This window comes from Cryptosporangium minutisporangium, assembly GCF_039536245.1.
Taxonomy (GTDB): Bacteria; Actinomycetota; Actinomycetes; order Mycobacteriales; family Cryptosporangiaceae; genus Cryptosporangium; species Cryptosporangium minutisporangium.
Window position 1 is genome coordinate 132,221 of the sequence record NZ_BAAAYN010000007.1, and the last position, 11,931, is coordinate 144,151.

The 11,931-nt window shown below is 71.0% G+C and carries 10 protein-coding genes; 4 read left to right on the forward strand and 6 right to left on the reverse strand.

Annotated features, from left to right (window positions below; translation table 11 throughout):
* The first annotated feature begins 516 nt into the window (after positions 1 to 516).
* On the forward strand, positions 517 to 2,121 hold the full coding sequence (gene rny, locus ABEB28_RS07110; protein WP_425558918.1) for a ribonuclease Y: 1,605 nt from the start codon (positions 517 to 519) through the stop codon (positions 2,119 to 2,121).
* Between the two features lie 151 nt (positions 2,122 to 2,272).
* Here rny and ABEB28_RS07115 read toward each other — a convergent pair whose 3' ends face one another.
* From ABEB28_RS07115 to ABEB28_RS07130, 4 genes are all read right to left on the reverse strand, one after another.
* The gene (locus tag ABEB28_RS07115; protein ID WP_345727167.1) at positions 2,273 to 3,205 is read right to left on the reverse strand and encodes an amino acid ABC transporter permease; all 933 of its coding nucleotides are present in this window, start codon (positions 3,203 to 3,205) and stop codon (positions 2,273 to 2,275) included.
* Positions 3,202 to 3,846, reverse strand: a complete 645-nt coding sequence (locus tag ABEB28_RS07120; RefSeq protein ID WP_376980725.1) for an amino acid ABC transporter permease — start codon at positions 3,844 to 3,846, stop codon at positions 3,202 to 3,204. Before ABEB28_RS07120 ends, ABEB28_RS07115 begins: the two co-directional genes overlap by 4 nt.
* Positions 3,847 to 3,936: 90 nt before the next feature.
* Entirely contained in the window at positions 3,937 to 4,812 is an 876-nt protein-coding gene (locus ABEB28_RS07125; RefSeq protein WP_345727169.1) for a glutamate ABC transporter substrate-binding protein, read from the reverse strand.
* A gap of 70 nt (positions 4,813 to 4,882) precedes the next feature.
* Positions 4,883 to 5,641: an amino acid ABC transporter ATP-binding protein gene (locus tag ABEB28_RS07130; RefSeq protein ID WP_345727170.1), complete on the reverse strand. Its 759-nt coding sequence runs from the start codon at positions 5,639 to 5,641 to the stop codon at positions 4,883 to 4,885.
* Positions 5,642 to 5,773: 132 nt separating this feature from the next.
* Here ABEB28_RS07130 and miaB point away from each other — a divergent pair, with 132 nt between their 5' ends.
* From miaB to ABEB28_RS07145, 3 genes are read left to right on the forward strand one after another with little or no spacing between them, the layout of a single operon-like run.
* The gene (miaB, locus tag ABEB28_RS07135; protein ID WP_345727171.1) at positions 5,774 to 7,267 is read left to right on the forward strand and encodes a tRNA (N6-isopentenyl adenosine(37)-C2)-methylthiotransferase MiaB; all 1,494 of its coding nucleotides are present in this window, start codon (positions 5,774 to 5,776) and stop codon (positions 7,265 to 7,267) included.
* Positions 7,268 to 7,275: 8 nt separating this feature from the next.
* Positions 7,276 to 8,004 carry a response regulator transcription factor gene (locus tag ABEB28_RS07140; protein WP_345727172.1) on the forward strand — a complete coding sequence of 243 codons (729 nt, stop codon included), beginning with the start codon at positions 7,276 to 7,278 and terminating at the stop codon, positions 8,002 to 8,004.
* Positions 8,005 to 8,006: 2 nt separating this feature from the next.
* On the forward strand, positions 8,007 to 9,533 hold the full coding sequence (locus tag ABEB28_RS07145) for a sensor histidine kinase (RefSeq protein ID WP_345727173.1): 1,527 nt from the start codon (positions 8,007 to 8,009) through the stop codon (positions 9,531 to 9,533).
* Here ABEB28_RS07145 and ABEB28_RS07150 read toward each other — a convergent pair.
* Together ABEB28_RS07150 and ABEB28_RS07155 are read right to left on the reverse strand one after the other, a co-directional pair.
* Positions 9,512 to 10,513 (reverse strand): TAXI family TRAP transporter solute-binding subunit, encoded by a 1,002-nt coding sequence (locus tag ABEB28_RS07150; RefSeq protein WP_345727174.1) that lies wholly within the window; start codon positions 10,511 to 10,513, stop codon positions 9,512 to 9,514. The genes ABEB28_RS07145 and ABEB28_RS07150 overlap by 22 nt on opposite strands.
* A gap of 99 nt (positions 10,514 to 10,612) precedes the next feature.
* Positions 10,613 to 11,860 carry a DUF349 domain-containing protein gene (locus ABEB28_RS07155; protein WP_345727190.1) on the reverse strand — a complete coding sequence of 416 codons (1,248 nt, stop codon included), beginning with the start codon at positions 11,858 to 11,860 and terminating at the stop codon, positions 10,613 to 10,615.
* Positions 11,861 to 11,931: the final 71 nt, after the last annotated feature.

Here is an 11,931-nt window from a genome sequence, read left to right on the forward strand (position 1 = left end):
ATGCGCGGCGCGGCCGACTCAGAGGGCCGACTCACTCCGAGCGACGACGGCGCCCATGCCACCCTGCCGGCCCCGCCGTCAGAGCCGGTGAGCCCGGCAGAGTCAGCCCCGCCGTCAGAGTCGACCAGTCCTGCTGAGCCGGCCACCCCGGCCGCACCCGCCGAGTCGGCCGCACCCGCAGCCACAGGCTCGGCCACACCCACAGGCTCGGCCACACCCACAGGCTCGGTCACGCGCACACCCACACCCCCGGCCTCGGCGCCACCCGCAGCCCCGGCCACGGCAGCCGAGTCGGGCACAGCCAACTTGGCCCCAGCGGCCGAGCGGGCCACCGCGGCCACGCTGGCTACGCCGACCACCGCTGCCGCCCCGGCAGCAGCCCTGACCCCGCCGGCCGCATCCGTGGACGCCGATCCGGACGGATCGGCCGCGCAGCGGACAGCGGCGCGAAGCGGAACCGCCGCCCGGGCGGCGGGGGACACCGGGGACGGCGCCGAGTCGCGAGGCGCCGACGGCCTGGCGTCCGGATCTACCGTGGTGACCGATGGACGACCGCCTGCGGACGCCACCGCGGCGACCGCGCAGGTGCACGTGGTCGCACCGCGCCAGGCGCCGGACGCCGACGACACCGATCCGCATGCGCTCGCCGTGGTCCGCGGGCAGGTCCGGCGGGTAGTGGAGGCCGCGCAGACCGAGGCGGCCGAGATCCTCGATCGAGCGCGCCGCCGCGCCGAGCGCGAAGCCGAGGAACTGCTCGTGGACGCGCGGCGCAACGCGGAGCGTGAAGCGGCAGGGCTGCGCGCGGACGCCGCCGCCCGCCGCGACGAGGCACAGCGACGCGAGTTGCGGGTCGCCGAGCGGGAGGAACGGGCCGGCCAGACCGAAGGGCGCCTGGCCGAGCGGGAGGCAGAACTCGCCGCGCTGGCCGAGGAGCTCGCCGCCCAGAAGGCCGCCGTCGCCGCCGCAGCCGACGAGCGGCGTGCCGAACTCGAGCGGATCGCGGGGCTCTCGGCCGACGCCGCCAAGGCGGAGTTGGTGAAGGAGGTCGAGACGCAGGCGAAACGCGAGGCCGCGATCTTGGTCCGCGACATCGAGGCCGAGGCGCGCGCGAAGGGCGAAGAGCGTGCCCGGCGGATCGTCGTCGACTCGATCCAACGCGTCGCCAGCGAACAGACCGCCGAGAGCGTCGTCAGTGTCCTGCACCTGCCCGGCGACGAGATGAAGGGTCGCATCATCGGCCGCGAAGGGCGGAACATCCGGACCTTCGAGTCGGTCACCGGCGTCAACCTCATCATCGACGACACCCCGGAAGCGGTGCTGCTCTCCTGTTTCGATCCGGTCCGGCGCGAGGTCGGGCGCCTGACGCTGGAGAAGCTCGTGCTCGACGGGCGAATCCATCCGCAGCGGATCGAAGAGGTGTACGAGCGGGCCCGTGACCAGGTCGAGCAGCTCTGCGTCCGGGCGGGCGAGGACGCGTTGGTGCAGGTCGGAATCGCGGACATGCACCCGGAACTGATCGCGACGCTCGGCCGCCTGAGGTACCGGACCTCGTACGGGCAGAACGTGCTCAAGCACCTGATCGAGACCGCGCACATCGCCAGCCACATGGCGGCCGAACTGCGGTTGGACGTGGAGTTGGTGAAGCGCTCGGCGTTCTTGCACGACATCGGGAAGGCGCTCACCCACGAGGTGGAGGGCAGCCATGCGCTGATCGGTGCCGATCTGGCCCGCCGGTACGGCGAGCGGGAGGAGGTCGTGCACGCGATCGAGGCCCACCATGACGAGGTGCCGCCACGGACGCTGGAGGCGGTGCTGACCCAGGCGTCGGACGCGTGCTCGGGAGGGCGTCCGGGAGCCCGGCGGGAGAGCCTGGAGACGTACGTCCAGCGGCTGGAGCGCATCGAGCAGATCGCCGGCGGCATGCCCGGCGTCGAGAAGGTGTTCGCGATGCAGGCCGGGCGTGAGGTGCGGGTGATGGTGGCGCCGGATCAGGTGGACGACCTGGCCGCGCAGATGCTCGCCCGCGACGTCGCGAAGCAGATCGAGGACGAGCTCACCTACCCCGGCCAGATCCGCGTCACCGTCGTCCGCGAGAGCCGCGCCACCGGCCTGGCCCGCTGAGCGCGACAACCATGTCGGCGCGCCCCCGGAAACGGCGACAACCACGCCCGCCGTGCGGCTTCACACGAACCGGGCCCCACGCCATCGCGTGGAGCCCGGTTCGCCAAGTCTCGGATCCGCCCCGGCGCGCGCTGCCGGGCCCGGCGAGGCGTTAAATCGTCGCGGCTCCGCCACCCATTTGCTGCCCGACGTCACCGTGCATCGTCGGGGCCGCGGAGTGGCTGCCCTTCCGGGCGAGACGCCGCTCGACCCAGGTCGCGAACCAGGACAGCAGCAGGCACGTCGCCACGTAGATCACGCCACCGACCAGCACCAGCGGAATCAGCGGGTACTCGAAGTCCGGAGCGGTCGCCAGCTGCTTGAGCTGCTTGAGCAACTCGTCGTAGGTGACGAGGAACCCGAGCGCGGTGTCCTTGAGCAGCACGACGAGCTGGCTGATGATCGCCGGCAGCATCGCCCGCACCGCCTGCGGAACCAGCACCGACATCATCACCTGGGACTTGCGCAACCCCAGCGCGTACGCCGCCTCCGACTGCCCGCGCGGCACCGACGCGATGCCGGCCCGGAACAGCTCCGCGAACACCGAGCCGTTGTAGAGCGTCAGCCCCAGGACGACGGCCCAGAGCGGACTGACCCGGAAGCCCAGCGTCGGCGCGCCGTAGTAGAAGAGGAACATCAGCAGCAGCAGCGGCACCGCACGGAAGAGTTCGACGAACGCGAACGCGGGCGTGCGCAGCCACGCGCGGTCCGACACCCGCGCCGCGGCCAGGGCGATGCCCAGCGCCAGCGCCAGCACCGCCGCGATCCCCGCCGCCTTCAGCGTGTTGAGGTACCCCTCGAGGATCGTGATCTGCGGCTGCTTGTACGCGAAGATCTCCCACTTCGTGCCGGAGAACTGCCCGGTCTCCCAGAAGCGGTAGATCACGTAGCCCAGGGCCGCCAGGATCGCGACCGTGCCGATGACCCCGATCAGCGCGTTGCGTCGCCGGGCACGCGGCCCGGGAACGTCGAACAGCACGGAGGTGGTCGGAGTGCTGGGCTTGCGTCGGGCCTTGGGTGGCCGCGGCGCCTCAGTGACGGTCATCGGGCCACGCTCCAACGACGCTCGAGGTTGCGCTGTGCGGCCGAGAGCGGCAGCACCAGGATCAGGAAGCCGATCACGACCCAGATCAGGCCGGCGAGCGCCGGGTAGCCCAGCTCCGAGAGGTTGGCCCGGATCGAGCCCGCCTCGGCGACGCTGAAGCCGGCCGCGATCGTGGTGTTCTTCAGCAGAGCGATGAGGATGCTGGCCAGCGGCGGAACCACCGCGCGGAACGCCTGCGGCAGGATCACGAAGCGCAGCGTCTGGAAGAACGTCAGCCCGACCGCTCGCGCCGCCTCGGCCTGGCCCGCGGGGACGGTATTGATGCCCGACCGCACCGCCTCGCAGACGAACGCCGCGGTGTACGACGAGAGCGCGATGATCGCGAACGTGGTGAACGAGAAGTTGATCTCGAGGTAGGGGAACCCGAACGCGACGAAGAAGAACACCAGCGTCAGCGGGGTGTTCCGCAACAGGTTCACGTACCCGGCCCCGAACCACCGTAGGGCGGGTACCGGCGCGACCCGGAACGCGCCGAGCAGCGTACCGACGATCAGCGCGAACAAACCGGACACGACGAACAGCAGGATCGTATTGACGAACGCTTCGAGGAACAGATCCCAGTTGTCGGTCAGCGTGGGCAGGAAGTCACTCATCGGGCTCCCGGAGGCCAGCAGGGGACGAACGTTCGGTGGGGCCGTCCGACGACTCGGACGGCCCCACCGGAGGGCAACTCAGTAGCGCTCGAGGGCGGGCGGCGTCGCCGTGGTTCCCGACTTACCGAGGGTGGCGTCGTAGATCGACTTCCACTCGCCGTCCTTCGCGGCTTCCTCGATGATGTCGTTGACCTTGCCGCGCAGCGCGCTGTCGTCCTTGGCCAGGCCGACGCCGTACTTCTCCTCGGAGAACGGCTTGCCGACGACCTTCAGCTTGTCGGGCTGCTGGGCCGCGTAGCCCTTGAGGATCGCGTCGTCGGTGGTGACCGCGTCGACCTGCTTGTTGATCAGGCCGTCGACGCACTGGGAGTACTTCTCGAACTCGACGGTCTTGGCGTCCTTGTGCTCGTCCTTGATCCGCTGGATCGAGGTGGAGCCGGTGGCCGAGCAGACCGTCTTGCCCTTCAGGGTGTCGGGCCCGGTGATCGACGTGTCGTCCTTGCGCACGAGCAGGTCCTGACCGGCGATGTAGTACGGCCCGGCGAACGAGATCTGCTGCTTGCGCTTGTCGGTGATCGAGTAGGTCCCGACGTAGTAGTCGACGTCCCCGTTGATGATCGCCTGCTCGCGGTTGGCGGACGGGATCGCCTTGAACGTGACCTTGTCGTCGCCGTAACCGAGCTTCGCCGCGATCAGCTTCGCGATCGAGATGTCGAAGCCGGAGTACTCGTTGGTGGTCGGGTCCTTGTAGCCGAGGTTCGGCTGGTCTTCCTTGACACCGATGACGACCGAGCCGCGCTTCTTGATCGCGTCGAAGGTCTTCGAGCCGGAGACCGCGACGGCGCTCTCGACCGCCGAGGTGGGCTCGTCAGAGCCGCTATCGCCTTCCTTGCCGCACGCGCTGAGCGCGAGCGCGCCGGCGATCGCCAGAACGGCGAGCTTCCGGAGCTTCATTCGATCTCCTCCTGGGGATCCGTCGGGTTGGTTCGGCGGGTCGCACTCAGGGCGCGCCCGGGCGCGGGAATCAGTGGGTGAGGATCTTCGACAGGAAGTCCTTGGCCCGGTCGGACGTCGGGTTGGTGAAGAACGTGTCGGGCTCGGCCGCCTCGACGATCTGTCCGTCGGCCATGAACACGACCCGGTCGCCGGCCCGGCGGGCGAAGCCCATCTCGTGGGTGACGACGACCATCGTCATTCCCTCGCTGGCGAGTGCCGTCATCACGTCCAGCACCTCGTTGACCATTTCGGGGTCGAGCGCGCTGGTGGGCTCGTCGAAGAGCATGACCTTCGGTCGCATCGCCAGCGCTCGGGCGATCGCCACGCGCTGCTGCTGACCGCCGGACAGCTGCGCCGGGTACTTGTCGGCCTGACTGGCGATGCCGACCCGCTCCAGCAGCTCCATGGCGTGCTTCCGGGCGGCCTCGGCCGACTCCTTCCGGACCTTGGTCGGGCCGAGCGTGACGTTCTGCACGATCGTCTTGTGCGCGAACAGGTTGAACGACTGGAAGACCATGCCGACGTCGGCGCGCAGCCGGGCCAGCTCCTTGCCCTCGGCCGGGAGCGGGACACCGTCGATGCGGATCTCGCCCTCTTCGATCGGCTCCAGCCGGTTGATCGCCCGGCAGAGCGTGGACTTCCCGGAACCGGACGGGCCGACGACGACCACGACCTCGCCACGGGCGATGTCGAGGTTGATATCGCGGAGAACGTGCAGCTCACCGAAGTACTTGTTCACGCCCTGCAGGGAAACCAAAGGAGTCTCGGTCTTCGGCTCGTCAGCCATCAGGCTCCTTGTCTCCAGGTGCGTTTCGTCCTGCGTAGTGCGGAACCTTATCGAGGTGAACGCTTGGATCCGGCGACGGACCGATCACGGACGAGTAACGAGCAGTCCCCAGGTCGTAGGGTGTGGGTTGTTATGAGCACCCCGATCGTCACCCCCGCGCAAGCAGCCGGGCGCACCTACGCCGTGCGCACGTTCGGCTGCCAGATGAACGTGCACGACTCCGAGCGGCTGTCCGGCCTGTTGGAGTCGTCCGGCTACCGTCCGGCTGAGCCGGGCACCGACCCCGACGTCGTGGTGCTGAACACCTGCGCCGTCCGGGAGAACGCCGACAACAAGCTGTACGGCAACCTCGGTCATCTGGCGTCCGTGAAACGCCAGAAAAAGGATATGCAGATCGCGGTCGGCGGCTGCCTCGCGCAGAAGGACCGCGGGACGATCGTCGAGAAGGCGCCCTGGGTCGACGTCGTCTTCGGCACCCACAACCTGGGCTCGCTGCCGGTACTGCTGGAGCGCGCGCGGCACAACGCGCAGGCCCAGGTGGAGATCAAGGAGTCGCTGGAGACGTTCCCGTCGGCGCTGCCCGCCCGGCGCGACTCCGCGTACTCCGGCTGGGTCTCGATCTCGGTCGGGTGCAACAACACCTGCACGTTCTGCATCGTGCCGTCGCTGCGCGGCAAGGAGACCGACCGCCCGCCGGCCGACGTGCTGGCCGAGGTGCGCGCGCTGGTGGCCGAGGGCGTGCTGGAGGTGACGCTGCTAGGGCAGAACGTCAACTCCTACGGCGCCGAGTTCGGCGACCGCTCCGCGTTCGCGAACCTGCTCCGCGCCTGCGGCGACGTCGAGGGACTCGAACGCATCCGGTTCACCTCTCCGCACCCGCGTGACTTCACCGACGACGTCATCGACGCGATGGCGAGCACGCCGAACGTCTGCCACCAGCTGCACATGCCACTGCAATCAGGCTCGGACGTCGTCCTGAAGGCGATGCGGCGCTCCTACCGCTCGGAGCGGTACCTGGGCATCCTCGAGCGGGTGCGCGCCGCGATGCCCGACGCCGCGATCACCACCGACATCATCGTCGGCTTCCCGGGCGAGACCGAGGCCGACTTCCAGGCGACGCTGGACGTGGTGGCCGCCGCCCGGTTCTCCGCGGCGTTCACGTTCCAGTACTCCCAGCGCCCGGGGACGCCGGCCGCGACCATGCCCGGCCAGCTGCCCAAGCAGGTCGTGCAGGAGCGGTACGAGCGGCTGATCGCCCTTCAGGAAGACATCTCCTGGGCGGAGAACAAGAAGCTGGTCGGGAGGGATGTCGAGCTGCTGGTCGCCACCGGTGAGGGCCGTAAGGACGCCGGCACCGGCCGGATGACCGGGCGGGCCCGGGACGGTCGGCTGGTGCACTTCGCCGGTGACCCGGCCACGATCCGGCCCGGCGACATCGTGCACACGACCATCACCTACGCCGCGCCGCACCACCTGGTGGCCGACGCGCCGATCCAGGCCCACCGCCGCACTCGCGCCGGGGACAACGTGGAGGCGGGTCGCAGGCCCCGGACCAGCGGTGTGGGGCTCGGGATGCCGTCAGTCGGCCCGCCTGCGCCGGTACCGGCCTCGGTCTGCGGGGCGTAGGCCGAGTCATGCGCGTGCTCCTGATCGAGGACGACGATCGCGTCGCGGGGGCGCTCTCGGTCAACCTCACCCGGCAGCGGATGGACGTCGACCGGGTGGGCAGCGCACAGCGGGCGCTGGAGCGGTTACGCACCGGCGCCCGGCACGACGTCGTCCTGCTCGATCTCGGGTTACCCGACCTCGACGGGTTGGTGCTGTGCAAGCGGATCCGCGAGCTGTGTGACGTGCCGGTGATCATGGTGACCGCCCGCACCGACATGTCCACCCGGCTGCACGGCCTGCACGTCGGCGCGGACGACTACGTCACCAAGCCGTTCGACCCCCGCGAGCTGGTGGCCCGCATCCATGCCGTGACCCGCCGAGCGACCCGTGTCCCTCCGCCGGACGCGCCGGCGGACCAGGACGCCGCGTCGTCGGCCGCGTCGTCGGCGCCGGCGGTGTCCACCGTGATCGCCGGCCCGGGCGGCGTCCGGATCGACGTCGAACGGCGGGAGGTCACCGTGGACGGGGAATCGGTCCCGCTGACCCGGAAGGAGTTCAACCTGCTGGCCATGTTGGCGCGCCAGCCCGGCATCGTCTTCACCCGGTCGCGGATCCTCGCCGAGGTCTGGGACTCGGCCTGGGTGGGCAACCAGCGGACGCTCGAGGTGCACGTCGCGGCCGTGCGGGCGAAGCTCGGCGTCGCCGGTGTGATCGAGACCGTCCGCGGCGTCGGTTATCGCTTCCCGGCTGGTTAACCGTGCGGGCCCGCCTGTTCGTCCTGCTGCTGACGCTGATCGCGCTCGTCGTGGTCGCGCTGCTGACGCCGCTGGCGACGAACTATGCGACCAACGCCCAGCGGCAGGTGTTCATCGACCGGCTCCAGGACACGAACCGGTTCGCGCTGCTGCTGCGGGACGGCGCGGGCAGCTCCGAACTGACCGCCCTCCGGGCCGAGATCGACCGCTACCACGACGTCTACGGCATCCCGACCGTCGTCCTGGACGCCCACCGGCAGGTGCTGCTCAGCTCCGCGCGGGTCGATCTCGACGACCGGGCGGTGAGCGACCGGATCGACACCGCACTCTCCGGTCGCAGCACCGAGGAGATGGCGATCTGGCCCTGGGAGGACCATCCGCTGGTGGTGGCGGTGCCGTTCCTGGCCGGTGAGGGCGCGGGGGTGGCGGGCGTCGTCGTCACGGTCTCGCCGACCGATGCGCTGCGGACGCGGGTCGGCACCGTCTGGCTCGTCCTCGCGGCGTTGAGCCTCGGCGCGATCGCGCTGTTCGTGGCGGTCGCCGACGCGTTGGCGACGTGGGTGCTGCGCCCGGTCAGCAGCCTGGACGCGGCCGCGCACGCGATCACGTCCGGTGACCTCGCGTCCCGGGCCCCGCTGGGCACCGGTCCGCCCGAGCTGAGACGTCTGGCCCGGTCGTTCAACGAGATGGCGGCCACCGTGAGCGGCGCACTCGAACAGCAGCGGGCGTTCGTCGCGGAGGCCTCGCACCAGATGCGCAACCCGCTGACCGCGCTGCTGCTGCGGGTCGACAATCTCGCCGACGCGGTCGCCGACGAGCACGCCGGCACGCTGCCCGATCAGGCCAAGGCCGAGTACGACGAGGCGGTCCGGGAAGGGCAGCGGCTGCAGCGGGTGCTGGAGGAGATGCTCGCGCTGGCCCGCGCCGAGCGGCACCTGGGCGCGGTCCGGCGGGTGGACGTCGGCACGGTGCTCGACGAGCGCCTGTCCGCCTGGCGCGTCCGGGCCGACCTCCGCGGCCAGATGCTGGTGCGGTCCGGCGTGGCCAGCGCGGAAGCGGTGGTCGATCCGGAGTCGCTGGCCCGGGTGCTCGACGAGTTGCTCGACAACGCCAGCCGCTACGCCGGTGACAACGGCGTCATCGTCGCCGCGCTGCGGGCCGGTGCCGGGTCGTCGGAGTTCGTCCGGCTGACGGTCTCGGACGACGGCGACGGGCTGCCGCTGACCGAGCTGGACAAGGTCACCGACCGGTTCTGGCGTAGCCCGAGCCACGCGAACGTACCGGGCACCGGGCTGGGCATGAGCATCGTGACGTCGCTGCTGCAGACGTTCGGTGGCCGGCTGGAGGTCACCGCTGGTCCGCAGGGCGGCCTGGCGGTCACCTGCGTGCTTCCCGCGCCCCCGCCGTCGGCGAGCGAATCGCGCCCGTCCAGCGAGCAGCGCCCGTCCGGAGAATCCGCTCCGGAGACGGCGTCACCCGCCGCCGGGGCGGAGGAGATCTCCAGCGGTCAGGGTTTGACCGACCGGTAGTAGCGGATCGCCCCCGGGTGCAGCGGTATCGACGCGGTGCTGATCGCCGACCGGACGTCCAGCACCCGTCCGCTCGGCACGACCGAGGCGATCCGGGTGCGGTGCGAGAACAGCGCCGCGGAGAGTCGCATCACCAGGTCGTCGTCGAGCCGCAGGCTGGCGAGCAGGTAGCTCGGTACCGCCGCGGTGGGCGTGTCCGGGACGTTTGCGTAGGTGCCGGCCGGCACGGTCGCCAGCTGGTAGAACGATCCGTACTGTCGGCGCAGCTCCTCGACGTAGCGGTCGACCGGCAGCAACCGGATCGGCAGGTTGCTGGCGAGCGTGGCGACCGCGGTCGTGGGCAGGCCACCGACCCAGAAGAAGGCGTCCAGCGTGCCGTTGGCGAGCAGCCGAGCGGAGTCGCTGACGCTGTAACCGCGCCGCACGATGTCGGTGTTGTCGTCCATCCCGGCGGCGGCCAGCAGGCGCCGCGCGGTGATCTCCACCGACGAGCCCGCGGACCCGACCGACACCCGCTTCCCGCGCAGGTCCCGCAGCGACCGGAGCGGCGAGTCCTGCCGGACGACGACCTGGACGTACTCGTCGTAGATCCGGGCGACCGCGCGAATGCGGCCGGGCGCTCCGGCTGCCTGCTCCAGTGCCGGCGCTCGGAACGCGGTGTCGGCCGACATGAACGCCAGGTCGGCCCGGCCGGTCGCCAACCGCGTCAGGTTGTCGACCGACCCGCTGCTGTTGTCGACCCGCACCGTCAGGTCGGGCAGTTCGTCGGCGAGGACTTCCTGGAACGCCAGGCCGTACGCCTCGTAGACGCCGCCGACCCCGCCGGTGCTGATCGTGATCCCGCCCGGCGGGTAGTGCACCGGATCGCACACCGGCGCCCGGCAACCCCGCAACGCCACCAGGCCGACCGCGGCGATCGCGAGCGCCACCACGGTGACCAGCAGCACCCAGCGTCGTCGCCGGGTCAGCACGATCGACATGAGTGCGGCGCCGCCGCGACCGCGTGAGGCGGAAGCGTGCTGACTCCGCGAGTGAGCACGGCCGCCGGACCTCAAGCGGTCGACGAGGCGGCGCACTAGCTAGCCCGCTTGCTCGGCCAGGTTGAGGAACTGTCGCTTGGACGCCAGGGCCTTCTCCGCCTCGGCGATCCGGCGCTGGTCACCGGCGGTCTTGGCACGCTCCAGCTGACGCTCGGCCTTGGCGACCTGTTCCCGCATCTGGGCCAGCAGCGGGTTGCTCTCGACACTGCCGCGGCGCCACTCGGCGTCGGCGGCGACCCGGACCCGCTCCTCGACCGCGCGCAGACGCCGGTCGAGCTGTGCGACGGCCTCCCGCGGAACCCGCCCGATCTCGTCCCAGCGGGCCTGGACGTCACGCATCGCGGCCTGAGCGCCCCGCAGGTCGGTCGCCGGGTCGATGCGCTCGGCCTCGGCCAACAGCGCTTCCTTCTTGGTCTGGTTCTCCTTGAGCTCGGCGTCCCGCTCGGAGAACGTGGCCGACCGGTGGGCGAAGAACGTGTCCTGCGCCGCCCGGAACCGCTTCCAGAGCTGCTCTTCGGCGTCCCGCGGTGCCCGACCGGCGGCCTTCCAGTCGGCCATCAGCTGCTTGAGCCGGTTCGCGGTGGCCTGCCAGTCGGTCGACTCGGCCAGCTCCTCGGCCTCGGCGACGAGCTGTTCCTTGATCGACTGGACCTGCTTGCGCTGGGCGTCGAGGCCGGCGAAGTGGCTACCCCGACGACGGCTGAACGCGTCCCTGGCCGCGGCGTACCGGCGCCAGAGCTCGGTGTCGGTCTTCCGGTCGACGCCGCGGATCGACTTCCACTCGGCGAGGATGTCGCGCAGCCGGTCGCCGGCGACCTTCCACTGGGTGGAGTTCGCCGCGATTTCTTCGGCCTCGGCGACCAGCGTCTGCTTACGGGCGGTGGCCTCTTCGCGGGCGCGGGCCTTCGCGACCTTCTGCTCGTCGGCCTTCGCGCTCGACTGCTCGATCAGCGTGTCCAGGCGGGTGGCGAGCGCGTCCAGGTCACCGACGACCGCGGCGGTCGCCAGCGACTCGCGCAGCCGCGCCGCGGAGGCCTTCGTGTGTGCGGCGTCGCTCATCCCGCCGGACAGCCGCGCCTCGAGCAGCTCCACCTCGGTCACCAGGTCGTCGTAGCGCCGCTGGTAGTGGTGCAGGCCCTCCTCGGGCGAGCCCGCCTGCCAGGAACCGACCGCGCGAGCGCCGTCGGCGGTGCGGACGAACACGGTGCCCTCGGCGTCGATCCACCCGAAGTCGCCCGTCGAGGTGCCGCCGGCCGTCGGCGCTGCCGCGGCGGGCGCGGTGGGCACTGGCGGCGCCGGAGTGGCGGCGGGTGCGGCGATCGCGGCGGGCGTGGGGACGGCGGGAGCAGCCGGCGTGG

Bases quoted from the DNA above. Each gene is read 5' to 3' on its own strand.
- ABEB28_RS07150 (WP_345727174.1), bottom strand. From the start codon at position 10,513: ATGTCGATCGTGCTGACCCGGCGACGACGCTGGGTGCTGCTGGTCACC.
- ABEB28_RS07130 (WP_345727170.1), bottom strand. From the start codon at position 5,641: ATGGCTGACGAGCCGAAGACCGAGACTCCTTTGGTTTCCCTGCAGGGC.
- ABEB28_RS07125 (WP_345727169.1), bottom strand. From the start codon at position 4,812: ATGAAGCTCCGGAAGCTCGCCGTTCTGGCGATCGCCGGCGCGCTCGCG.
- miaB (WP_345727171.1), top strand. From the start codon at position 5,774: ATGAGCACCCCGATCGTCACCCCCGCGCAAGCAGCCGGGCGCACCTAC.
- ABEB28_RS07115 (WP_345727167.1), bottom strand. From the start codon at position 3,205: ATGACCGTCACTGAGGCGCCGCGGCCACCCAAGGCCCGACGCAAGCCC.
- ABEB28_RS07140 (WP_345727172.1), top strand. From the start codon at position 7,276: ATGCGCGTGCTCCTGATCGAGGACGACGATCGCGTCGCGGGGGCGCTC.